This is a genomic window from Pseudomonas sediminis (assembly GCF_039555755.1).
Taxonomy (GTDB): Bacteria; Pseudomonadota; Gammaproteobacteria; order Pseudomonadales; family Pseudomonadaceae; genus Aquipseudomonas; species Aquipseudomonas mendocina_D.
Window position 1 is genome coordinate 2,010,786 of sequence record NZ_CP154631.1, and the last position, 22,192, is coordinate 2,032,977.

18 protein-coding genes, 1 tRNA gene and 4 pseudogenes are annotated in these 22,192 nt (G+C 59.7%); 10 read left to right on the forward strand and 13 right to left on the reverse strand.

Annotated elements, in window-relative coordinates:
- Positions 1-236: 236 nt before the first annotated feature.
- Positions 237-368 (forward strand): annotated as a pseudogene (locus AAEQ75_RS09575) (IS630-like element ISPa47 family transposase); the annotation flags it as partial.
- Between the two features lie 59 nt (positions 369-427).
- Here the strand turns inward: AAEQ75_RS09575 and ggt are convergent.
- From ggt to AAEQ75_RS09610, 7 genes and pseudogenes are all read right to left on the reverse strand, one after another.
- Entirely contained in the window at positions 428-2,014 is a 1,587-nt protein-coding gene (gene ggt / locus AAEQ75_RS09580) for a gamma-glutamyltransferase (RefSeq protein WP_167644123.1), read from the reverse strand.
- On the reverse strand, positions 2,007-3,002 hold the full coding sequence (locus AAEQ75_RS09585; RefSeq protein ID WP_023083522.1) for an NAD(P)-dependent oxidoreductase: 996 nt from the start codon (positions 3,000-3,002) through the stop codon (positions 2,007-2,009). Before AAEQ75_RS09585 ends, ggt begins: the two co-directional genes overlap by 8 nt.
- Positions 3,003-3,004: 2 nt before the next feature.
- Positions 3,005-4,135, reverse strand: coding sequence for an aromatic ring-hydroxylating oxygenase subunit alpha (locus AAEQ75_RS09590; RefSeq protein ID WP_049878502.1), 1,131 nt, complete (start codon positions 4,133-4,135; stop codon positions 3,005-3,007).
- Positions 4,132-4,785, reverse strand: a pseudogene (locus AAEQ75_RS09595) (ABC transporter ATP-binding protein); the annotation flags it as partial. The gene AAEQ75_RS09590 and the pseudogene AAEQ75_RS09595, both read right to left, overlap by 4 nt.
- 86 nt (positions 4,786-4,871) lie before the next feature.
- Positions 4,872-5,657 carry an ABC transporter ATP-binding protein gene (locus AAEQ75_RS09600; RefSeq protein ID WP_033982762.1) on the reverse strand — a complete coding sequence of 262 codons (786 nt, stop codon included), beginning with the start codon at positions 5,655-5,657 and terminating at the stop codon, positions 4,872-4,874.
- Positions 5,654-7,639 carry an ABC transporter permease gene (locus tag AAEQ75_RS09605; RefSeq protein WP_343351935.1) on the reverse strand — a complete coding sequence of 662 codons (1,986 nt, stop codon included), beginning with the start codon at positions 7,637-7,639 and terminating at the stop codon, positions 5,654-5,656. Before AAEQ75_RS09605 ends, AAEQ75_RS09600 begins: the two co-directional genes overlap by 4 nt.
- Positions 7,640-7,714: 75 nt before the next feature.
- Positions 7,715-8,824 carry an ABC transporter substrate-binding protein gene (locus tag AAEQ75_RS09610; protein ID WP_033982765.1) on the reverse strand — a complete coding sequence of 370 codons (1,110 nt, stop codon included), beginning with the start codon at positions 8,822-8,824 and terminating at the stop codon, positions 7,715-7,717.
- Positions 8,825-9,008: 184 nt separating this feature from the next.
- On the opposite strand from AAEQ75_RS09610, the gene AAEQ75_RS09615 reads away from it, so the two are divergent.
- Positions 9,009-9,776 carry a FadR/GntR family transcriptional regulator gene (locus AAEQ75_RS09615; protein ID WP_033982767.1) on the forward strand — a complete coding sequence of 256 codons (768 nt, stop codon included), beginning with the start codon at positions 9,009-9,011 and terminating at the stop codon, positions 9,774-9,776.
- Between the two features lie 5 nt (positions 9,777-9,781).
- The gene (locus AAEQ75_RS09620; protein ID WP_033982769.1) at positions 9,782-11,224 is read left to right on the forward strand and encodes an NAD-dependent succinate-semialdehyde dehydrogenase; all 1,443 of its coding nucleotides are present in this window, start codon (positions 9,782-9,784) and stop codon (positions 11,222-11,224) included.
- A gap of 34 nt (positions 11,225-11,258) precedes the next feature.
- Here the strand turns inward: AAEQ75_RS09620 and AAEQ75_RS09625 are convergent.
- Positions 11,259-11,390 (reverse strand): annotated as a pseudogene (locus AAEQ75_RS09625) (transposase domain-containing protein); the annotation flags it as partial.
- 92 nt (positions 11,391-11,482) lie between these two features.
- On the opposite strand from AAEQ75_RS09625, the gene tnpA reads away from it, so the two are divergent.
- Entirely contained in the window at positions 11,483-11,818 is a 336-nt protein-coding gene (gene tnpA / locus AAEQ75_RS09630) for an IS66-like element accessory protein TnpA (protein ID WP_343351080.1), read from the forward strand.
- Positions 11,815-12,150, forward strand: a complete 336-nt coding sequence (tnpB, locus tag AAEQ75_RS09635) for an IS66 family insertion sequence element accessory protein TnpB (protein WP_343351941.1) — start codon at positions 11,815-11,817, stop codon at positions 12,148-12,150. Before tnpA ends, tnpB begins: the two co-directional genes overlap by 4 nt.
- Positions 12,151-12,390: 240 nt before the next feature.
- On the opposite strand, the gene AAEQ75_RS09640 is transcribed toward tnpB, so the two are convergent.
- A tRNA-Arg gene (locus AAEQ75_RS09640) sits at positions 12,391-12,467 on the reverse strand.
- Positions 12,468-12,918: 451 nt separating this feature from the next.
- Between AAEQ75_RS09640 and gabD the strand changes: the two genes are divergently transcribed.
- Both gabD and gabT read left to right on the forward strand, forming a co-directional pair.
- Positions 12,919-14,370, forward strand: a complete 1,452-nt coding sequence (gene gabD, locus AAEQ75_RS09645) for an NADP-dependent succinate-semialdehyde dehydrogenase (RefSeq protein ID WP_343351943.1) — start codon at positions 12,919-12,921, stop codon at positions 14,368-14,370.
- 157 nt (positions 14,371-14,527) lie between these two features.
- Positions 14,528-15,808, forward strand: coding sequence for a 4-aminobutyrate--2-oxoglutarate transaminase (gene gabT / locus AAEQ75_RS09650; protein ID WP_209450926.1), 1,281 nt, complete (start codon positions 14,528-14,530; stop codon positions 15,806-15,808).
- Between the two features lie 242 nt (positions 15,809-16,050).
- On the opposite strand, the gene AAEQ75_RS21945 is transcribed toward gabT, so the two are convergent.
- The 3 genes and pseudogenes from AAEQ75_RS21945 to AAEQ75_RS09660 form a co-directional block, all read right to left on the reverse strand.
- Positions 16,051-16,440, reverse strand: a complete 390-nt coding sequence (locus AAEQ75_RS21945; protein WP_430523459.1) for a CZB domain-containing protein — start codon at positions 16,438-16,440, stop codon at positions 16,051-16,053.
- Positions 16,441-16,443: 3 nt separating this feature from the next.
- Positions 16,444-16,719: pseudogene (locus AAEQ75_RS21950) on the reverse strand (methyl-accepting chemotaxis protein); the annotation flags it as partial.
- A 584-nt stretch (positions 16,720-17,303) separates the two neighbouring features.
- Positions 17,304-17,663 carry a cupin domain-containing protein gene (locus tag AAEQ75_RS09660; protein WP_343351949.1) on the reverse strand — a complete coding sequence of 120 codons (360 nt, stop codon included), beginning with the start codon at positions 17,661-17,663 and terminating at the stop codon, positions 17,304-17,306.
- On the opposite strand from AAEQ75_RS09660, the gene AAEQ75_RS09665 reads away from it, so the two are divergent.
- From AAEQ75_RS09665 to AAEQ75_RS09675, 3 genes are all read left to right on the forward strand, one after another.
- Positions 17,656-17,796 carry a hypothetical protein gene (locus tag AAEQ75_RS09665; protein WP_157837813.1) on the forward strand — a complete coding sequence of 47 codons (141 nt, stop codon included), beginning with the start codon at positions 17,656-17,658 and terminating at the stop codon, positions 17,794-17,796. The two genes, AAEQ75_RS09660 and AAEQ75_RS09665, sit on opposite strands and share 8 nt — an antisense overlap.
- A 121-nt stretch (positions 17,797-17,917) precedes the next feature.
- Positions 17,918-19,411, forward strand: a complete 1,494-nt coding sequence (locus tag AAEQ75_RS09670) for an aldehyde dehydrogenase (RefSeq protein ID WP_143507169.1) — start codon at positions 17,918-17,920, stop codon at positions 19,409-19,411.
- A gap of 193 nt (positions 19,412-19,604) precedes the next feature.
- Positions 19,605-20,762, forward strand: coding sequence for an MFS transporter (locus AAEQ75_RS09675; RefSeq protein WP_343351952.1), 1,158 nt, complete (start codon positions 19,605-19,607; stop codon positions 20,760-20,762).
- A gap of 13 nt (positions 20,763-20,775) precedes the next feature.
- Here the strand turns inward: AAEQ75_RS09675 and AAEQ75_RS09680 are convergent, their stop codons facing one another.
- Positions 20,776-22,089: an NAD(P)/FAD-dependent oxidoreductase gene (locus AAEQ75_RS09680; RefSeq protein WP_343351954.1), complete on the reverse strand. Its 1,314-nt coding sequence runs from the start codon at positions 22,087-22,089 to the stop codon at positions 20,776-20,778.
- Between the last annotated feature and the right edge of the window lie 103 nt (positions 22,090-22,192).

Here is a 22,192-nt window from a genome sequence, read left to right on the forward strand (position 1 = left end):
CATTTCGGGCAACGGTCGCTTGTACGCTTGTATTCCAAGCTCCCTACGCATTTTTTTGACCGGAAAATTACTGACGCCTAAACGGTCAGCGACTTCTGTATCCGGCATCATCCCCAGTAGAGCTATGGCTTCGCTGGTCCAAATGTCCTCCAGTGGTTTGAAACGCTCACGACTGATCTTTGACTCTGGGATCTTCAGCTCCGCTCTCGCACGCTTGATTCGGTTGATGGAAACACCGTACGGGCTTGCCAGCGCGTAATCAGGACGAACTGGAAGGGCGTGTTCGCTCGGTCATGAGACGATTGCAATTACACCCCCAAAGAATCCGTTCTTATTTCCGGCATCCACGTATCGCCTACGCGGCATGATTTGGTGTATTTGATTGCCGGGTTAATAGTGCGGGGTAGCCCACCGTGAGTCACTACTGCTAGTAGCCGATGGCAGAACCATCTTTACGCGGATCAGAACCGGCAGTCAGGGTGCCGGTTTGAGGATCGATGAGAATAATTTGACCGCCGCCCAGCGGCTTATAGCTGGGTGAATCGACCAGCTTATGCCCAAGCGCCTCAAGGCCCTGACGGGTATCAGCACTGACTCCCGCCTCCACCTGTACCACACCGTTCTCGAAGAACACTCGTGGCGCATCGATTGCCTCTTGCGCATCCATGCCGTAGTCGATGATGTTGGTCAGAACATGTACCTGCCCCACCGGCTGGTAGTCTCCACCCATCACGCCAAGTGGTGCAATCACCTGACCGTCCTTACAGAGCATACCCGGCATAATGGTATGCATGGGCCGTTTAGTCGGGGCGATAACGTTCGGATGTTCAGGACTCAGGCGAAAACTTTTGCCACGGTTTTGCAACAGCACACCGGATTTTGGAGCAACCACACCACTTCCAAACTCGTTGTAGATTGAATTGATAAAACTCACCACGTTGCGGTTTTCATCCACCACACACAGATACACCGTATCCGAGTGATCCAGCACCGAGTCAGGCAGCTCGCCTGTCGCTTTAAGGTTAATACCCCGGGCCATTTTTTCGCCCACTTCAGGCGCCAGCAGTTGCTCCACCGATGTGTTCATAGACGCCTGATCGGCAAGGCGCAGATCACGCTCACGGTAGGCCAGACGCGAGGCTTCAACTTCCAAATGAAGGCGTGCGGCACTCTCAGGATGCAACTCTTTCAAATCGAAGTGGCTCAGGGTATTCAGCATCAGTAGGGCTGTTAAGCCTTGGTTATTGGGTGGCACCTGATACAAATCAAAGCCACGGTAACTACCTTTAATAGGGTCGACATAATTGCCCCGGCACTCGGCAAAATCTGCCAGCGTGTGCAGCCCGCCACCAGCTTGCAGCGCCTCCACCATATCCTCGGCGATAGCGCCGGTGTAGAAGGCATCGCGACCAAATTTGGCAATCGCCTCCAAGGTATTGGCTAGTTCGGGCTGACGATGAATTTCGCCAGCCTTGGGGGCGCGGCCTTCAGGTAAAAACACCCGACGCGCATTGTCGATTTCTTTCAGCCACGGCTCGTTTTGCGCCCAGTCTCCCGCCACTCTGTCGGCCACCACATAACCTTCGCGGGCGAAGAAGATCGCGTCTTTAAAGACTTCTTCACGTGCCAGAACGCCGTGCTCATCCAAAAGCTGACACCAGGCATCAATCGCACCCGGCACCGTCACGCTATGCGCACCGCGACCGGGAATGGCATCAAGGCCCTGCTGCAGATACCAATCAAGGGTGGCGGCCTTTGGCGAGCGGCCCGAGCCGTTAAAGGCGCGCACCTTTTGATCTTTACCTGCCAACAGCACAAAGCAGTCACCGCCAATACCGGTGGCTTGCGGCTCAACCACCGCCAATACCGCAGCAGCGGCTACGGCAGCATCCATCGCACTGCCCCCACGGCGCAAAATATCCAGGCCGGCTTGGCTGGCCAGCGGGTGAGAAGTGGAAATCATGCCGCGCTGGGCACGTACCGGGGAACGGCCAGGTAGATGTAAGTTACGCATGGTGAAAACTCCGCAAACGGCTGGCATGTTCTGGATTTAAGGCCAAGGCAGGGACACGCCCGGCTAACAAGTCCTGGACTTGTGCCACACATTCCATGGCTTGGTAATCACTGGCCTCGGGTGTCAGCCCGGCAACATGAGGGGTAGCAATAACATTGGCGAGCACGGCAATTTTTGGATTCGGCTGCTCATCAAGGCCGCGCCCCACATCAAGGCCTGCGCCTTGAATCTGACCGCGGGTGAGTGCGTGATAAAGCGCTTCCTCATCAACCAGAATGCCTCGGGCGATATTGATAAAAAAGCTGTCTTTGCGCATTTGGCCAAACGCCCTAGCGTTAAACATCTCTATGGTTTCGGGCGTGGCGTAGGCTGCGGCAACCACATAATCAGAGGAGGCCAGCAGCTCCTCAAAACGCACCTTTTCAATGCCCTGTTCGGTGATCTCTGCGTAAGGGTCATAGACTGACACCTGCATGCCCGCACACAGACAAAGGGCCGCGATGCGCTTACCAATCGCGCCATAGCCGACAATGCCTACACTGGCTCCATAAAGCTGGCGACCAAAGACCATCGGCTGCTGATGCACGCCCTGATGATAAAGTGTGGCAGCCTGGGTAATACCGCGGCCCAGATCAATCATCAAACCCAAGGCCAGCTCACTACAGGCCTCGGCGTAACCTGCGCTGCAACGCACCGCCAAGATGCCTGCAGCACTGGCTGCCGACACATCGACATTGCGCGCATCCACCGCGCAGCGCAAAAAAGCCAGCAGGTTCGGCAGACCCGCAAACACCAAGGCCTCGCCCGGCGCCAGGCGATCAGAAATAATCACCTGACAATCTTTGGCTGCTGCTACTAGCGCATCGCCCCGCAAGGGCTCGTCACTATCGTTTAGCCGTACATTGCCAAGCCCCTGCAGGGTAGTTACCGCGCGGGCACTGAAGAAGTTTTTCAATAAGTCGCGGTTATGGGTAATCAGGATATTCATCTTTATCCCTTGGCAATTGGCAGATGACGCAACAGCCAGTTGTTCATGTCATGCACCACATCATCACGCCACGACAAGTGCCCCGGGGTATAACGAACCGAACTCAGGCCTTTTTGCTGTTTTTCCAGGATGCCAACATCTTCCAGAGCTACTGTGCCCCAGCGGTGGTAGTAAGGCTGAGCGCGCTCTTCAAAGTCGGGCAGCTCCAGCAAGTGTTTGGGGAAGCAGCCGCCCACCGACAAGTGCGTACGATCCACCGCAATCGGCCTTACTACCAGCCACCACATGCAATCTTGAGCGCAGCAGAATTGGGTAGTGGGCTCGACCAGAGTGAAGAAAGTGCCTTGTTTAGCCTGTTCGCTCAGGCCTTCAATTTGCGGAAAAGGCGCGTCCTGGGTTTTGTCGAGGACTGCGCTCGTCATCAACGACTGCACTTGAATGGCGTGCCATTCGCCTTTGGCTGCAAAGGTCAGGCTATTTTGCGCGCCTACGGTTTTGGCATGGACGATCCCGGTGTGATAGGTCTCCATTGCGTTTTCCAAAAGCAGCTTCCAGTTGCATTCGGCGATGATGTCTTTGCGCCAAACGCAGACCATATCCTCTAATTTGTTGGTCCCGACCAGCTCATCAAAGTCACCTAGATGGGTCATTAAATCCGGCGCGTTGTCGTCGAAATTTAAAAAGATATTGCCGCGCCACACGCTCATGCGAATCGGCACCAGCGCGTTATGTTCCGGATCAAAGCCCGGAACATCAGCCATCCCGGGCGCCCGCATCATGCTGCCATCCAACTTGTAGCTCCAGGCGTGATAGGGGCAGAGGATGTTGCGACGGTTACCGCAGCCTTCCAGCAGAATCGAGCCACGGTGACGGCAAAAGTTGGCAAAGGCGTGCAGCTCGCCTTGCTCATCACGGGTCAGCAGCACCGGCCCGCCCACGGTATCAATGGAGCGGTAGTCGCCCGAGCTGGCAAGCTCATCGGTACGCGCGGCAAAGAACCAGTTCTTTAAATGGATATGCTCCACTTCCTGTTTGAAGATTTCTTCACTGGTGTAGTAGTGCGGTGCAAGAGCACGGGCCTCGCCCAGTTCAGTGCCGCTCCAGAGGTACTTCGCAGAGTGGATCGTCATCATGCAACTCCAGTCACAGGTGTAGCGGCACCGCCGCCCAGATACAGTTGTTTTAAAAGGTCGGCATCCAGACTTGCACCGGAGCCTTGGTAGACAAGACGGCCCTGCCGCAGCACGTACGCGCTGTCAGCAATGGCAATTGCTTCAAGGGCGTTCTGCTCAACCATCAGCACCGTGATGCCCTTGTCGCGAATACTGGCTACCGCTTCCAGCACCCGGTCAATCATCTGCGGCGCCAGCCCCATGGTTGGCTCGTCCAGGATCAGGCATTGCGGGCGCGACATTAGCGCCCGGCCAATCGCAAGCATTTGCTGCTCTCCTCCGGAGAGGGTGCCGGCGAGTTGTTTGGCGCGGGTTTTCAGGATCGGAAACAGCTCGTGCAGCTCGTCGATATCACGGTCGATGGCGCGCTTGTCGCGCTGAATGTAGGCGCCCAGCAGTAAGTTCTCGGTGACCGTCATGCTGGCAAACACCAGCCGGCCTTCCGGTACATGGGCAATGCCCAGTTCGGAGCGGCTTTCAGCGCGTAATTTCAAAAGGTCGTGAGTGATATAGCGGATGCTGCCGCTGACCGGTTTCACCAGCCCTGAAATGGCTTTCAGAGTGGTGCTTTTACCTGCACCATTACTGCCGACCAGACTGGTGATCGTACCGGGCATCACCGCCAGACTGATATCGGTCAACGCTTCAACGGCGCCATAACGCACGCACAGGTTATCGACCTGAATTAATGGCGCAGTCATGCTTTGCCTCCTTTCACCTTTTGTTTGCCGAAGTAGGCGCTTTGCACGGCTTCATTGGCGAAGACTTCGGTCACGCTGCCTTCAGCCAGTTTTTGCCCGTGGTAGAGCACCGTGATCCGGTCGGCTAGACCATGGATGATGCTCATATCGTGTTCGACCAAAAGAACACTGGTGCCGTCGTCACGGATGCGTTTAATCAGGGCCGACAGCTCTTCCTTTTCGGCCAGGTTCATACCCGCCAAGGGCTCATCCAGCAGCAAAAGACGGGGGCGTGAGATCAGCGCGCGGGCAATCTCTACCCGGCGCTGATGGCCGTAGGCAAGGGTGGTGGGGGCACGCTCATCAAAGCTTTCATCCAGACCGACAAAGCGCAGAAGTGCTTTGGCTTGCTCAACCATCTGTGCCTCATGCACGCGCAGCGCCCGACGTAAAAACAGCAGGTGCCAGAGGTTTGCGTCAAAGTGCCGGTGGGCACCGACCAACACGGTTTCCAAGACACTCATCGCACCAAACAAACGGATGTTTTGAAAGGTGCGGGCCAGCCCTGCCTGGGCGATCACATGGGCTTCACGCCCACAGACTTCACTCCCGCTGATGGTCAATGACCCCGCTGTCGGTTTAACGAAACCAGACAGGGCATTGACCACAGTGCTTTTACCCGCACCATTGGGACCGATAAGCGCATGTATATGGCCCTCCCGGATACTGATATCCAGCCCGTCCACCGCCTTCAAGCCACCAAATGTCACGCTTAAACCTTGAGCATTTAGCAGGGCGTTCATTGCGCCACCAGCTTGACCCGCGCTTTGGCGGCAAGTCCTTGAGGTCGGTACAGCATCAAAAGGATCAACAACAGGCCCAGAAGGGCAAAACGCGCTTCAGGGAAGGCTTCAACAAAGGGCAAATCCAGCGCCAGCTGCAGGAACACCACCCAAATCAACGCGCCGATAAAGGGACCAATCAAAGTACCCAACCCGCCCAGAACAACCAGCATCAGCAGCAGAATGTTTTCAAACAGACTGAAGTTGAAAGGGCTGATGTACTGCTGGCTGTGGGCATAAAAGGTGCCAACCAGTCCACCAATAAAGCCACCGAAGGCGTAGGCATATAGCTTGTAGCGCGAGGTCGGGATGCCCATGGCTTCGGCAGCGTCTTCATCTTCACGTATGGCCACCCATGCCCGACCAACATGGGAGCGCACAATGCGAGCAATCACGAACACCACCAAGGCCGCCAGCGCCAACGCATAAAGGTATTGGGCCTGAGCGCTGGCCAACTCGTAACCAAACAGGTTTGGCAACGGGATATCGCGAATGCCCATCGGCCCCCGGGTCAGATCCACCCAGTTGATAGCCACGATGCGAATAATCTCGCCAAAGCCCAGGGTCATGATGGCCAGGTAATCGCCGCGCAGCTTTAGCGTCGGGTAGCCGATACACATTGCAGCCAGCGCTGCGAGTACACCGCCGACGATGAAGTTGGCGTACATCAGCCACCAAACCTCAGCAGATTCAATGCCGAAGCCCTGGCGCATCACCAGAATGAAGATGATTGAGGTGAAATAGGAGCCCACCGCCCAGAAGGCGACATAGCCCAGATCCAGCAAACCGGCAAAGCCCACCACCACGTTCAGACCGCTGGCGAGCATCCCGTAGATCAGCACGAAGATTAAAATCCGCAGCCAGTAGTCGCTGGTCACGACGAAGGCAAGACTAGCTGCAACAGCCACCAGAGCGATCATCAGCCAAGGACTTGGGCTGGCGAATTTACCTAGCAGGTGCTCAACGCGAGCCATCAACCAGCCGCTTTGCGGGCTGTTGCCCAACAAACTTCCACGCTCACCAGCAACGGTTTCCGGCCGGCCGAGCAGGCCTTGCGGGCGGAAGTACAGGAGCAAAATCAGCACACTGAAACTGATGGCGTCTTTCCAGGCGTTGCCGTTCGGCAAGTAACCACCACCCAAGGTTTCCATCATCCCCAGCAACAACCCGCCCAACGCAGCACCCGGAATGCTGCCAATGCCGCCCAAAACCGCTGCGGTCAGCGCTTTAAGCGCAGGTATAAAGCCCATAGTGGCGTGGGCAAAGCCGTAGGTTTGCGCGTAAAGAATCCCCGCCAGAGCGGCAAAACCTGAGCCAAGTAAAAAGGCGATGGCGATAATGCGGTTTACCGGGATGCCAATTAAGGTTGAAGCCGTGCTGTTCTCAGCCGTAGCCCGCATCGCCCGACCAAGGCGGCTGCGCGCCACGAACTGGTGCAACCCCAGCATCGCCACAACCGCCACGATAATGGTTAATGCTTCTGGCACAGTGAGATAGAGCGAGTTGAACAAGACGATCACTTCCATCTCTGAAAGCGGGTTTTCCGGGAAGCGCAGCTCTTCAGCACCCCAGATACTTTGCGCCCCGCTTTGCAGCAGCACAGAGATTGCGATAGAGGTAATTAAAGGCGCCAACCGCGGGGCGTTGCGCAGTGGCCGGTAGGCCAAGCGATCCACCACAACGCCTAATATTCCAGCCAGAACAATTCCGAAAGCAGCTGCCAACGGTAGCGCGAAGTGCGGCATCGCCACCGAAACTCCAAACAGGCTGATCTGGTCGAGCATCAAGCTCACGGTAATAAAGGCGCCCAACATGAAGAACTCGCCAAAGGCGAAGTTCACCATGCGCACCACCCCGTAGACGAGACTGAAGGCTACGGCCGCCAGTGCGTATATCGCACCAATGGTCAGGCCGTTAAGCAAAAGCTGAGCAAAGTATTCCATGGCAAACCCATCTGTGTTGCACGAAAGCAGCGGCGCAGCCGCACGGCAAATGGGGCGGCTAGGCCGCCCTGAGGTTTACTGGGTGTCGGCTAAGCGAAACGCGCCGTCTTTGACTTGCAAGAAGTACAAAGACCCCACGCGATCGCCGCTAGCCTCAAAGGTCGTTGGACCAGTAACGCCCGGAATATCTTTGATGGTGGAGAAGGCCTCATTAAGCGACTCACGGGTGAGTGCGCCCTGGCTCTTGGCTTGAGTCACCGCTGCGGCCAGAGTTTTACCGGCGTCATAGCCAAGGGCCGCCCAAGCATTGGGCTGCTCGCCATAGGCGCTTTGGTAGGCGTCGATAAAGGGGGCCGTGGTCTCGGTGGAAACCGACGGATCAAACATTCCGTAGGCGATCATGCCCTCCACCGCGCTGCGGCCCAGACTGATCAAATCAGGGTTGAGCGATCCGTCACTGCCTAGGAGCTGAACCTTGATTCCCAAGGCGCGTGCCTGTTCGGCAATTTTTGCTGCTTCAGAATAAAAACCACCGATAAAGATCGCGTCCGGCTTGGCAGCACGCGCCTTGATCAGCAGGGTTTTAAAGTCTTTGGTGCCCAGCAGGTAGCTTTCCTGACCAACAATCTCAGCGTTTTTCGCCGCAGCATCACTGAAGGCGCTTGATAGGCCGATACCATAGTCATCTTGCTGGTTGAGGATATAAACGCGCTTAAAGCCCAGCTTTTCCGTGGCGTAACGCCCCATGGTTTGCCCTTGGGTTGCATCGGTCATCACGTTGCGGCGGAAGTACGCACTGGCACCAGTTAAATCAGGACTGGTGACAGCAGAGGCCAGCACCGGCAATTTGCAGCGGTCAAACACCGGAACTGCAGCCAGTGCAATAGAGCTGAACGAGTAGCCCATCACTACATCAATGGACTCATCCGAGCAAAAGCGTTGTGCAATCAAAACACCTTCGCGAGCCTCACCACGGTCATCAGCCGAAGTCAGACTGAAGGTGGTGTCCGAAGTCTGATTGAGTTCAGTCAGGGCAATCTCTAGCCCCTTGCGGATGTTCAAACCAAATGCCGCAAAATCCCCTGACAGGGCTGCGGTAAAGCCAATTTTAACTTCCTCAGCAGCCACCTGCGTACTGATCAAGGGAAGAGCGGCCAAAGAACTCAGAGCCAGTCGTTTCAACATAAGCATTCTCCAAAGTCAGGATAAGCATGAAGACGATTGGGCAGCGTTAAGGCAATCAATTGGTCTTATTGGTTTGTTTTTTTATTCAGCATTTAGACCTGGATTTGATCTTGCCTTGCCTTGCTCTTGCTGGCAACCACTTATATGCTGGCTCCACTGAAAAAATTCACAAGAGCACATTGGTATGAATGGTTTGCCTGAAATCTTAATTGGTGCAAATGGTTCAGGTGGAAACAATGTCTTAGGCATCACCGCAGTCAACTCCAAAGAGCAGCTGCTGAGCCAGCTTTTGGGGGCGATGCGCACCGGCAGATTAAAAGTCGGAGACAGGCTTTTAAATGAGCGTGACCTGGCTGAATTTTCAACCCTTTCGCGGTCCACCGTGCGCGATGTCCTTAACACCCTTGAGAAGCAAGGGCTGCTAGAGCGGCGCGTCGGACGCGGTACTTTTCTGATCGCCCTTCCCGGGCATGAGCCGCTTGGAGAGCCGGGGAACGAATCCCTGGTTACGCCCGCTGAGCTGATTGAGTTTCGGCTGACAGTGGAACCGGCCCTGGCTGATTTGCTGGTGCTCAAATTGAGCGATGCTGAAATTGACAGGATTCGCGGTGAGCTGTTAGCAGGCCGACATGCCACCAGCTGGGATGAAGTGGAAAGGATCGACCGCGACTTCCACCTAATGCTCTACAGCGCCACACAAAACGCCATGTTCATCGAGTCCGGACGCAAGGTTGCGCGCATGCGCAACAACCCGGCCTGGCTGCGTCTTAAAGCTCATCGTTTTAACCGCGAGCGCTGGCTGGTGTTCCAGCGCGAACACGAAGCCATTCTGGATGCTCTCGCCATGCGCGATGCGCAAACCGTAGCCGACCTACTGCGCCACCATATCTCTGGGGTGCGTATGGATTACGCCCTGAACCGCTCTAACGCGATAAACGTACCCAAGGAGTAGCTGCTATGCCTGAGTCTTCGCACAAGCATCTTTTGTTTATTGACGGCCATTGGTGCTCAGGCCAAAAAGATGCATGGCTGGCAGTGGATAACCCCGCAACCAGCCAAACGGTAAATGAAGTGGCTGTTGCCGAAATCGAAGACTTGGATATAGCCCTAAACGCCTGCGCCAGGGGCTTTTCCGTTTGGCGCAAAACTCCCGCAATAAAGCGCGCGGATGTACTGCTTGAGGCGGCGCGACTGATCCGTGAGCGCCTTGAGTCGCTAGCGCAGACCTTAAGCCTTGAGCAAGGAAAACCCCTGCCTGAGGCACGCATGGAAATAAATTCCTGCGCCGAGCTTTTACAGTGGTACGCCGAAGAAGGGCGACGCGCTTGTGGTCGTCTGGTGCCGGCACGCGACAGCAAAGTGATCAACATGGTTCGGCGTGATCCGGTAGGGCCGGTGGCTGCATTTTCGCCGTGGAACTTTCCAGCCTCGCAAGCTGTACGCAAACTCGCGCCGGCCCTCGCGGCTGGCTGTTCGATTATCTTGAAAGGGCCAGAAGAAGCGCCGGGCGCGCTGATTGGGGTGGTGCAGGCACTGGTAGACGCCGGCCTGCCTGACGGAGTGCTGGCGTTGGTGTTTGGCCGGCCGGCTGAGATTTCTGCGCATTTGATTGCCTCACCGATTATTCGCAAAGTCTCGTTCACAGGCTCCGTGCCGGTTGGCAAGCTGATCGCCACCCAAGCGGCACAGAACGTCAAACCCTGCACTCTAGAACTCGGCGGACATGCTCCGGTTCTGGTATTCGAGGATGTGGATATCCTCGACTGCGCACAAAAGCTGGCACAGGCCAAGTTCCGTAACGCAGGGCAGGTATGCGTCTCGCCTACCCGCTTTTATATCCAGCAAAGTGTTTTTGCCGAATTCACCCAGGCATTTGTCGAGGCCGTACAACGTATAACCATTGGCGCAGCCCAAGAGCCAACCACACAAATGGGCCCACTAATCAACCAACGGCGCTGCGCGCAAATCGCCGACTTAGTCGCCGATGCCAAGGTCAAAGGCGCTACCGTCCTAACCGGTGGAGGGCCGCTAAGAGACTCCGGCTATTTTTTTGCGCCAACCGTGTTAACCAACGTTCCAGAAAACGCCCGCGCGTGGATGGAAGAACCTTTTGGTCCACTAGCGCTGCTGGCGCCGTTTAACTCGGTGGATGAGGCAATTGAGCTGGCCAACAACACAACCTTTGGTCTTGCTGCCTACGCCTTTAGCCACAACCTCGCAGTCTGTCATCGGCTAAGCGACGAGCTCATCACCGGCATGCTTGCCATTAATCACTTTGCGTTGGCCTTTGCTGAAACACCTTTTGGCGGTGTGGGTGAAAGCGGTTACGGGCGTGAAGGCGGCAGTGAAGGCTTGGATGTGTATTTGGTTAATCGCCTGATTACTCAGGCAGTGGCTTAGATTTCGGCTTTTGCGCTTTGTAAGCGAACGGGCATTACACCTTGCCGACGGATACCCAGTTGTGCGGCAGCAGCTCGGCCAGAGCGCTGGCCTTCTGTGTCGGCAGTCGCGTTAGCACATCCTTGAGATAGGCATACGGATCATGCCCATTCATCGTAACCGTCCGGGCAACACACCTCCCCGGTTCTTCCAGCTAGCGGCATGGTGTCCACCTGTTTTTGGTGGACACCATTTCAAGTCCCTTGCGGAGGATCTCCCGTGCCAGGCCAACGCCGCTCCTATCCCAAATCTTTCAAGGCCCAGGTCGTCGATGAGTGCACCCAGCCCGGCGCCTCGGTTGCCGGCGTGGCCTTGAGCCACGGCCTCAACGCCAATCTCGTGCATAAGTGGATTCGCCGCCAGCAGGCACAGCTGCCCGCTGTGCCTTCAGGTTTTATTCCGATTCCTCTCGTCCCGAGCCTGCTGGCTACCCCGAGTGCGGCCGACAGGGCCATCCAGATCGCCATTCCCCATCGGGCCGGCAAGCTGTCGGTGCATTGGCCGGGCAACGACCCTGAAGGCTGCGCCCGCTTCCTGCGCGAGCTGCTGAAGTGATCCGTATCGAGCGCATCTGGCTCGCCACCGAGCCGCTGGACATGCGCGCCGGCACCGAAACCGCGTTGGCCCGGGTGGTTCAAGTGTTCGGTGCGGCACAGCCGCACTGCGCCTACCTGTTCACCAACAAGCGCGCCAACCGGATGAAGGTGCTGGTGCACGATGGCTTCGGCATCTGGCTGGCTGCTCGCAGGCTCAATCGAGGGTGCTTCGTCTGGTCGGGCAATGGGCAGGGGCAGCAGTTGGAACTCAACCCCGAGCAGTTGCAGGCCCTGGTGGTCGGCCTGCCCTGGCAGCGTCTTGGGCCGGATGCCGAGATCAGGCTCCTGTAGCCGACGTGTGCCTGATTGTGGCTAATACTCAATCTCTGCGAAGTAACCGGCATGCCATCTCACCGTGCGGCACGCTTTGGGCACAGAATTGGCACAGCGTGAAAAGCCGCCGCTAGATGACACTGAGTGCAGTGCTCATCGCAGCCTGAGAGCTGGCATCAAGGGAATTTTGCTGGAGGGCGCCGATTCAGCAGCGGAAGCGGCGAAGCCTTAGAAAGAGGCCATTGAATCAAGAGGATATGGCGCACCTGGCGGGATTCGAACCCACGACCCTTGCCTTCGGAGGGCAATACTCTATCCAGCTGAGCTACAGGTGCGTATGTGTTGCGGCGAACTATTTGACCACTAGCCTGCACCCTTCTCAACTCGATGATCACTGCCTTCGGAGGGCAGTACTCTATCCAGCTGAGCTACGAGTGCGTTGCGGGGCGCAATCATACGCATCTCGGCGGTTAGCGTCCATTCTGCATGAGTGTGCATTATTCAGAACGGACTTTACACTTTTGGGCCGTCTGAATCTTAGTTTCAGAAGTTTTTGCCATTATTTTATGGATTTTGCTTGGTCGCCTATTGCCCTTTACCCCTGCCGATCCTAGGATTCGTTTGAGATTTCAAACGGCGTGTTCGGTCATTCTGAACCCTCGCGCGTTCAACGGCTCTGAATCCATTACCAGGCCCCGCACGGCTCCCATTTCGGCCTTGCGGGCTCTGTCCGTGACTCCAACGACTTACGCCGACGCCAGGGCGCCGGAACTGAAGGAGACTGCCATGCAACTGAAAGACCCCCAGCTGCTGCGCCAACAGGCTTATATCGATGGCCAGTGGTTGGACGCCGACAGCGGTCAGACCATTGCCGTGAACAACCCGGCCACTGGCGAGATCATCGGCCATGTTCCGAAGATGGGCCGTGCGGAAACTCGCCGCGCCGTCGAAGCCGCCGAGAAGGCGCTGCCGGCCTGGCGTGCGCTGACTGCCAAGGAGCGTGCGAACAAGCTGCGTCGCTGGTTCGAGCTGCTGATGGAAAGCCAGGATGACCTGGGCCGTCTGATGACCCTGGAGCAGGGCAAGCCGCTGGCCGAAGCCAAGGGCGAGATCGCCTACGCCGCCTCCTTCATCGAGTGGTTCGCCGAAGAGGCCAAGCGCGTCTACGGTGACGTGATTCCTGGTCACCAGCCGGACAAGCGCCTGATGGTGATCAAGCAGCCGATCGGCGTCACCGCCGCCATCACCCCGTGGAACTTCCCAGCCGCGATGATCACCCGCAAGGCAGGCCCAGCGCTGGCCGCTGGTTGCACCATGGTGATCAAGCCGGCTTCGCAGACCCCGTTCTCCGCCCTGGCCCTGGTCGAGCTGGCCGAGCGCGCCGGCATCCCGAAAGGTGTGCTGAGCGTGGTCACCGGCAGCGCTGGTGAAGTGGGTGGTGAGCTGACCAGCAACCCGATCGTGCGCAAGCTGTCCTTCACCGGCTCGACCGAGATCGGTCGCCAACTGATGGCCGAGTGTGCGCAGGACATCAAGAAGGTGTCGCTGGAGCTGGGCGGCAACGCGCCGTTCATCGTCTTCGATGACGCCGACTTGGACGCCGCCGTCGAGGGCGCGCTGATCTCCAAGTACCGCAACAACGGCCAGACCTGCGTCTGCGCCAACCGTATCTACGTGCAGGACGCCGTCTACGATGCCTTCGCCGAGAAGCTGATCGCGGCAGTGGGCAAGCTGAAGATCGGCAATGGTCTGGAAGATGGCACCACCACCGGTCCGCTGATCGACGAGAAGGCCGTGGCCAAGGTTCAGGAGCACATCGAGGACGCCGTGGGCAAAGGCGCCAAGCTGGCCCTGGGCGGCAAGCCGCACGCCCTGGGTGGCACCTTCTTCGAGCCGACCATTCTGCTCGACGTACCGAAAACCGCCGCCGTTGCTAAAGAAGAGACCTTCGGCCCGCTGGCGCCGCTGTTCCGCTTCAAGGACGAGGCCGAAGTGGTCGCCATGGCCAACGATACCGAGTTCGGCCTGGCTTCCTACTTCTATGCCCGTGATCTGGGCCGCGTGTTCCGCGTGGCCGAAGCGCTGGAGTACGGCATGGTGGGTATCAACACCGGCCTGATCTCCAACGAAGTCGCGCCGTTCGGCGGCGTGAAGGCGTCCGGCCTGGGCCGAGAAGGCTCCAAGTACGGGATCGAGGACTACCTCGAGATCAAGTACATGTGCCTCGGTGGAATCTGATTCGGAAATCCGCTGATTTCCAAGGCGGGGCAAGGTGCGAAAGAGCGTGCGGCGCCCCGGTTGTAAGCCGTAACCCTATTGAGTCCCTCGCGGGCTCGGTTCAGTCGATCATCGCATGCTGAGCCGACCTCCCGCCGGGGATGACCATGAGGACACCATGAGCAAGACCAACGAATCCCTGCTGCAACGCCGTGCCGCCGCTGTTCCGCGCGGTGTTGGCCAGATCCACCCGATCGTCGCCGAGCGCGCCGAGAACGCCACTGTGTGGGACGTCGAAGGCCGCGAGTACATCGACTTCGCCGGCGGCATCGCCGTACTGAACACCGGCCACCTGCATCCGAAGGTGATCGCTGCCGTTCAGGAGCAACTGACCAAGCTGACCCACACCTGCTTCCAGGTGCTGGCGTACGAGCCCTACATCGAGCTCTGTGAGGAGATCGCCAAGCGCGTACCGGGCGACTTCGCCAAGAAGACCCTGCTGGTCACCTCCGGCTCCGAAGCCGTCGAGAACGCGGTGAAGATCGCTCGTGCTGCCACCGGCCGTGCCGGCGTGATCGCCTTCACCGGCGCCTACCACGGTCGCACCATGATGACCCTGTCGCTGACTGGCAAGGTCGTGCCGTACTCTGCCGGCATGGGCCTGATGCCTGCTGGCGTGTACCGTGCCCAGGCGCCGTGCCCGCTGCACGGCGTGAGTGAGGACGAGTCCATCGCCAGCATCGAGCGCATCTTCAAGAACGACGCGCAGCCGCAGGACATCGCTGCGATCATCATCGAGCCGGTGCAGGGCGAGGGCGGTTTCTACGTCAACTCGCCGGCCTTCATGCAGCGCCTGCGCGCCCTGTGCGACCAGCACGGCATTCTGCTGATCGCTGACGAAGTGCAGACCGGCGCTGGCCGTACCGGCACCTTCTTTGCCACCGAGCAACTGGGCGTGGTGCCCGACCTGACCACCTTCGCCAAGTCCGTAGGCGGTGGCTTCCCGATCTCCGGCGTATGCGGCAAGGCCGAGATCATGGACAAGATCGCCCCCGGTGGCCTGGGCGGCACCTATGCCGGCAGCCCGATCGCCTGTGCTGCGGCCCTGGCCGTACTCAAGGTGTTCGACGAAGAGAACCTGCTGGCGCGCTCCAACGCCGTGGGTGAGAAGCTCAAAGCCGGCCTGAACAAGATCGCCGAGAAGCACAAGGTGATCGGTGACGTGCGCGGCCTGGGTTCGATGGTCGCCATCGAGCTGTTCGAAGGTGGCGACCACAGCAAGCCGGCTGCCGAGTTGGTCGGCAAGATCGTCGCCAAGGCGCGCGACAAGGGCCTGATCCTGCTGTCGTGCGGCACCTACTACAACGTCATCCGCTTCCTGATGCCCGTCACCATCCCTGACGCGCAACTGGAGAAAGGCATCGCTATCGTCGCCGAGTGCTTCGACGAACTGGCCTGAGTCGTTCCTGCCGTACCTGCGCCCGAGGCTCACTAGGCCGGGCGCACCCGTGACCCGCCGCGTGCGGGTCTTTTTTTGCCTGGAACAAGTCCGCCGTAGCCCAGATGCAATCCGGAGGCCGGGTTGCGGCCATCAGCGTCTATGCCTACTGCCGCAGCGCCGCTAGCGGGCATGAGTGGGCCGTGCGCGTGCCGAATAACTCGCGGGTTAAATCCGGGTCACGGGTGGGCTGAGCATTGGCCTCAGTGGCCGCGACTCAGCGAGTCGAGTTGCTGGCTGACGTCTCGGCTGGCCCGCTCCATCTGCGCCACGGCCTGCAGGGTGCGCGCCCAGTCCTGTTTCTGCGCGGCGTGCAGGGCTTCGTGAGCCGCCTCGTGCACCTGGCGATGTGGTGCCTCCAACTGCTGATAGCCGCGCGTCCTGCCGTAGCGGGTGATGGTTTCGCCATCCTGGTACCAGCGGCCCAGGCGGCAGCTCTGGTGGTTGGCCAGCTCGGTATTGCTGTCGTGACGCTGCAGGCGTTGGTAGACCTCGAACTTGAACAGCAGATGGTCGAGCTTGACCGCTTCGCAGAACGAGCCGAGGGCGATGTGCTCGATGAGTGCGCTCATGCGTTCACCCATTTCGACCATGCTGTCGAGGGTGTTGGCCGATTGCGAGACGTCGCCGGACAGACGCGAAGCTTCCTGCGATAGCTGACCGATGGACTGGCTGGCGCGCTCGGTTTCCTGGTTGATGCTGGCAACGAGCTGGCTGATTTCCTGGGTGGCCTGGTGGGTGCGTTGCGCCAGGGCGCGCACCTCATCGGCGACCACGGCAAAGCCACGGCCCTGCTCGCCCGCACGGGCCGCTTCGATGGCAGCGTTGAGGGCCAGCAGGTTGGTCTGGTCGGAAATGGCCTTGATCAGCTCGACGATGCGGCTGATATCGCCCGCCCGGCCTTGCAGCATTTCGACACTCTGTACGCTCTGGATGCCCTGCTCGGACATGCCGCCGAGTGCGCTGGAAAAACCGGCGAGCAAGCTCGAGGTCTGCTGGAAAACGCCCTGATGTTCGCGCTGCTTTTCGACCTCGACACGCAGTTGTTCCGCCTGCGCGACCACACCGTCACGCGTATCCGAGAGGGAATCCTGGAAGTGGCTCAGTTCGCTTTGCAGTCGTTCGCGAAAGCGGCTCATGCCGTTGAGCTGGTCTTGCTCCTGCTGGGTCTGGCGCAGCAGCTCGCGGGTATCCTCCAGCTCGCGCTGCATGGCCTGCTTTTCGGCGCTCAGGCGTTCGACCTGGCTGTGCAGGTCTTGGCATTGCTGGCGCAATTTACGGTCGAACATGGGGGGCTACTCCGGGCAGGAAACTACGGGTGACGCTGGCCTTCGCTATCGGCATTTCATTATTCGACTGAAGGGCGCGCGCGGCATTGACGCCGAGCATGGGCGCATGCAGAAAAAGGCCCGCGCATGGCGGGCCAAAGGGTGACAAGCAACAGGAATTGCGGGGCCTATTTGGGCTCGAAGATCACATACACCTTGCGGCAGGCTTCCAGCACTTCCCAGGTGCCGGAGAAGCCGGACGGGATGACGAAGCGGTCGCCGGCGCGCACGGTCTTGGCGTTGCCATCAGCATCACGCAGCACGGACACGCCCTGGAGAATCTCGCAGTACTCGTGCTCGGTGTAGCTCACCGTCCACTGACCGACTGCGCCTTCCCAGATACCGGTGCTGAACTGGCCGCAGGGGCTGCTGTAGTGGTTGCGCACGCTTTGCTCGGGGTCGCCCTTGAGCACTTTTTCCGGCGCTGGGCGATAGTGTTCAGCGGCCGTGTCGGCCTGGGCGAAGTCGATGATCTGCTCGATGTTCATCTGGCTGTTCCGTGGTGTCGGTGGCGGCAACCGCGCGACCAGCGGGGCTGTCGCGGGAAAGTCGTGGCAGCAGTCTATGTTTAAAAAAACGAACATGACAAGGGCTTTTGCCGGCCTATGTCAAAAATATTGAAAAGCCACAGCCCTCTGGTTTAGTGTGGCGAACAGGATTTGGCCAGCGATCTGGCCTTGCAGAATTATTGACAGCGCGCGCCCTGATGCGCGCCGCTTCCACCCATTGAGAGGATGCCGGAATGACTAGCCTTACGCGTGCCGACTGGGAACAGCGTGCCAAGACCCTGACCATCGAAACCCGTGCGTTCGTCCATGGTGAGTACCGCGCCGCCGAGTCTGGCGCCACCTTCGAATGCATCAGCCCGGTCGACGGCCGCCTGCTCGGCCTGGTGGCCAGCTGTGACCAGGCCGACGCCGAAGTGGCGGTCAAGGATGCCCGCGCTACGTTTGAATCCGGTGTGTGGTCGCGTCTGGCCCCGGCCAAGCGTAAGAAGGTGATGATCCGTTTCGCCGAGCTGATCGAAGAGCATGGCCAGGAGCTGGCGCTGCTGGAAACCCTCGACATGGGCAAGCCGATCAGTGACTCGCTGAGCATCGACGTCGGCAGTGCCGCCAACGCCATCCGCTGGAGTGGCGAGGCCATCGACAAGGTCTATGACGAGGTCGCTGCCACGCCTCACGACCAGCTCGGCCTGGTCACCCGCGAGCCGGTGGGTGTGGTCGCCGCCATCGTGCCGTGGAACTTTCCGCTGCTGATGTCCTGCTGGAAGCTCGGCCCGGCGTTGGCCACCGGTAACTCGATCATCCTCAAGCCCTCCGAGAAGTCGCCGCTGACCGGCATTCGCATCGCCCAGTTGGCCATCGAGGCAGGCATCCCGGCCGGCGTATTCAACGTGCTGCCGGGCTTCGGTCACACCGTGGGCAAGGCCTTGGCCCTGCACATGGATGTCGACACCCTGGTGTTCACCGGCTCGACCAAGATCGCCAAGCAACTGATGATCTATGCCGGCGAGTCGAACATGAAGCGCGTCTGGCTGGAGGCCGGCGGCAAGAGCCCGAACATCGTCTTCGCTGACGCACCGGACCTGCAGGCCGCTGCCGAGTCCGCTGCCAGCGCCATCGCTTTCAACCAGGGCGAAGTGTGCACAGCCGGTTCGCGCCTGCTGGTGGAGAACTCCATCAAGGACAAGTTCGTGCCCATGGTGGTCGAGGCGATCAAGGCCTGGAAACCGGGCAACCCACTGGACCCGGCGACCAACGTCGGTGCGCTGGTCGACACCACCCAGATGAACAACGTGCTGAGCTACATCCAGGCCGGTCATGACGACGGCGCCAAACTGGTGGCCGGCGGCAAGCGAGTGATGGAAGAGACCGGCGGCACCTACGTCGAGCCGACCATCTTCGACGGCGTGAACAACGCCATGCGCATCGCCAAGGAAGAGATCTTCGGCCCGGTGCTGTCGGTGATCGGCTTCGATGATCAGGACGAGGCCATTGCCATCGCCAATGACACTGTCTACGGCCTGGCCGCGGCGGTGTGGACCAGCAACCTGTCGCGCGCCCACCTGGTCGGTAAGGCATTGCGCGCCGGTAGCGTGTGGATCAACCAGTACGACGGCGGCGACATGACCGCGCCGTTCGGCGGCTTCAAGCAGTCCGGTAACGGCCGCGACAAGTCGCTGCACGCGTTCGACAAGTACACCGAGCTGAAATCCACCTGGATCAAGCTGTAGCGGCACCGGGGCGATCTCCTGGTCGTCGGCCAGGTGATCGGCTCCCCTCTCCCATTCATGGGAGAGGGGTTGGGGGGAGAGGGTCTAGAGTGCAGCGAAACTGCCGGCTACCTCGCTCCCGAAACCTACGGCCGGGTTCCCGAGGAACCCGGCCGTTGTCTTTGCAGTGGCTCGTCAGCCAAGGAATTCACCAATGCGTTGGGGTACCTACTTCGCCGTCTGTGCGGCGGTCATCAGCATCGGCCTCGCGCTGGGCGTGACCATGCCGCTGGTGTCGCTGCGTCTGGAAAGCTGGGGCTACGACTCCTTCGCCATCGGCGTAATGGCCGCGACTCCGGCTGTCGGTGTGCTGCTCGGTGCCTTGCTGGCCGGGCGCCTGGCGGCGCGCTTCGGCACCACCGTGTTGATGCAGCTGTGCCTGCTGCTCGGTGCAGTGTCGGTGGCCGGGCTGGCGCTGGTACAGAACTACGCGGTCTGGGTCGGCCTGCGCCTGTTCATCGGCGTGGCGCTGACCGTGGTGTTCATCCTCGGCGAAAGCTGGATCAATCAACTCGCCGTGGAAAAATGGCGCGGCCGCCTGGTGGCCCTTTACGGCACGGGCTATGCCCTCAGCCAGCTCAGTGGCCCACTGCTGCTGACGGCGCTCGGCACTGCGACCGACCGGGGTTTCTGGACGGGCGTGTGCCTGCTGATCGGTGGCTCGCTGATCCTACTCGGGCGCACTGGCGCACCCCAGGTGGATGCGCACAGCGCCTCCGGGCGCGGGCTGATGGTGTTCTGCCGCAAGCTGCCGGCTATCGCCTGGGCAGTGATGCTGTTCGCGGCCTTCGAAGCTATGATGCTGACCCTGTTGCCGATCTACGGCCTGCGCCAGGGCTTCACTCAGGAGGTGGCGTTGTTCATGGTCAGCGTGGTGGTGGTCGGCGACGCTGTGCTGCAACTGCCCATCGGCTGGCTGGCCGACCGCATGTCGCGGCAATTGCTGTTCCGCGCCTGTGGCGTCGTGCTGCTGGTCTCCAGCCTGGCCATCCCACCGTTGCTGCACACGCCGGTGATCTGGCCGGTGCTGGTGGCCTTCGGTGCTAGTGCCGGCGGCCTGTTCACCTTGTCGCTGATCATGATCGGCGAGCGTTATCGTGATGACGAGCTGGTGCGTGCCAATGCTCACGTCGCTCAGCTGTGGGGGCTGGGCTGCCTGATCGGGCCGTTGACCACCGGCGCCGTCAGCCAGTGGCTGAGCGGCCATGCGCTGCCGCTGATGATGGCCACCGGTGCGCTGGTGTTCATCATCCTGGCGAGCAAGCGTGGCGCCTTCAGCGAGATGCAGGCAGTGGGCGCGGCACGCTCCTGATGCCGCTGACCAGCTAGAGCACTTCCTTCAGCCGGTGCCAGAGCATGCCAAGGGCCAGCAGCGGTGAGCGCAGGTGCTTGCCGCCGGGGAAGGTCATGTGCGGCACCTTGTCGAACAGGTCGAAGCCACGGCTTGCCTGACCGGCGATGGCCTCGCCGAGCAGTTTGCCAGCCAGGTGCGTGGCGTTGACGCCGTGGCCGGCGTAGGCCTGGGCATGGAACACGTTGAGCTGATCCTTGAGCCGGCCGATCTGCGGCAGGCGGTTGGCGCCGATGCCGATCATCCCGCCCCATTGGTAGTCGATGCGCACGTCTGCCAGTTGCGGGAATACCTTGAGCATCTTCGGCTTCATGTAGCCGGCGATATCCGCCGGATCGCGCCCCGAATAGTGGCAGGCACCGCCGAACAGCAGGCGGCGATCAGCAGAGAGGCGGTAGTAATCCACGGTCACACGCTGGTCGCAGAGCGCCATGTTCTGCGGGATCAGTTGCCGCGCCTGCTCTTCGGAGAGTTGTTCGGTGGCGATGATGTAGCTGCCGGCCGGTAGCACCTTGCCACCCAGTTGCGGGTTGAGGCCATTGAGGTAGGCGTTGCAGGCCAGTACCAGATATTGGGCGCGCACCTGGCCACCTGCGGTGTGCACGCGCACCTCATTGCCGTAGTCGATGCGTGTCACCGGCGAGTCTTCGAACAGCTGCGCACCGAGCGACTGGGCGGCGGCGGCTTCGCCAAGCGCCAGGTTGAGCGGGTGCAGGTGGCCCGAGCCCATGTCGATCATGGCACCATGATAGTTGTCGGAGCCGACCACCTCATGGATGCGCTCCTTCGGCAGTAGGCGCAGTTCATGGCGGTAGCCGAGGCTTTCCAGCTCGGCCTTGTCGGCGGCGAAGTCGTCCATATGCGCCGGTTTGTTGGCCAGGTCGCAGTAGCCCCAGGTCAGGTCGCAATCGATCTGAAACTGCGCAACGCGATCACGCACGATCTCCACCGCCTCCAGCCCCATCAGCTTGAACTGACGCACGCCATCCTGGCCGACCACCGATTCGAACTGTTCGACATCATGGCCGACGCCACGAATCAGCTGCCCGCCGTTGCGCCCGCTGGCGCCCCAGCCGATCTTGCGCGCCTCCAGCAGCGCCACCGACAGGCCTTTCTGGGTCAGCTCGATGGCCGTGTTCAGGCCGCTGAAACCGCCACCGACGATGCACACGTCCACCTGCAGCTCACCGTCCAGGGGCGGGTAGGCCTGCTGGCGATTGACGCTGGCGGCGTAATAGGAAGCGGCATGTTGCGGGCTGTGGGCGGGCTGGTGAACGCGGGCGTTCATGTGCGAAATCCTGATTGTGTTGTGTGGAAAATTCAACGCAGCATAAGCGCGTGATCCGTCCGACGCCAAGTGTCAGTCGGAAAAAACACGCGGGACAGCAGAA

Bases quoted from the DNA above. Each gene is read 5' to 3' on its own strand.
- AAEQ75_RS09615 (WP_033982767.1), top strand. From the start codon at position 9,009: ATGAATGGTTTGCCTGAAATCTTAATTGGTGCAAATGGTTCAGGTGGA.
- gabT (WP_209450926.1), top strand. From the start codon at position 14,528: ATGAGCAAGACCAACGAATCCCTGCTGCAACGCCGTGCCGCCGCTGTT.
- AAEQ75_RS09670 (WP_143507169.1), top strand. From the start codon at position 17,918: ATGACTAGCCTTACGCGTGCCGACTGGGAACAGCGTGCCAAGACCCTG.
- ggt (WP_167644123.1), bottom strand. From the start codon at position 2,014: ATGCGTAACTTACATCTACCTGGCCGTTCCCCGGTACGTGCCCAGCGC.
- AAEQ75_RS09585 (WP_023083522.1), bottom strand. From the start codon at position 3,002: ATGAATATCCTGATTACCCATAACCGCGACTTATTGAAAAACTTCTTC.
- AAEQ75_RS09665 (WP_157837813.1), top strand. From the start codon at position 17,656: ATGTTCATCTGGCTGTTCCGTGGTGTCGGTGGCGGCAACCGCGCGACC.
- AAEQ75_RS09675 (WP_343351952.1), top strand. From the start codon at position 19,605: ATGCGTTGGGGTACCTACTTCGCCGTCTGTGCGGCGGTCATCAGCATC.
- AAEQ75_RS21945 (WP_430523459.1), bottom strand. From the start codon at position 16,440: ATGGTCGAAATGGGTGAACGCATGAGCGCACTCATCGAGCACATCGCC.
- AAEQ75_RS09590 (WP_049878502.1), bottom strand. From the start codon at position 4,135: ATGATGACGATCCACTCTGCGAAGTACCTCTGGAGCGGCACTGAACTG.
- AAEQ75_RS09680 (WP_343351954.1), bottom strand. From the start codon at position 22,089: ATGAACGCCCGCGTTCACCAGCCCGCCCACAGCCCGCAACATGCCGCT.
- gabD (WP_343351943.1), top strand. From the start codon at position 12,919: ATGCAACTGAAAGACCCCCAGCTGCTGCGCCAACAGGCTTATATCGAT.
- AAEQ75_RS09620 (WP_033982769.1), top strand. From the start codon at position 9,782: ATGCCTGAGTCTTCGCACAAGCATCTTTTGTTTATTGACGGCCATTGG.
- AAEQ75_RS09600 (WP_033982762.1), bottom strand. From the start codon at position 5,657: ATGAACGCCCTGCTAAATGCTCAAGGTTTAAGCGTGACATTTGGTGGC.
- AAEQ75_RS09660 (WP_343351949.1), bottom strand. From the start codon at position 17,663: ATGAACATCGAGCAGATCATCGACTTCGCCCAGGCCGACACGGCCGCT.
- AAEQ75_RS09610 (WP_033982765.1), bottom strand. From the start codon at position 8,824: ATGTTGAAACGACTGGCTCTGAGTTCTTTGGCCGCTCTTCCCTTGATC.
- AAEQ75_RS09605 (WP_343351935.1), bottom strand. From the start codon at position 7,639: ATGGAATACTTTGCTCAGCTTTTGCTTAACGGCCTGACCATTGGTGCG.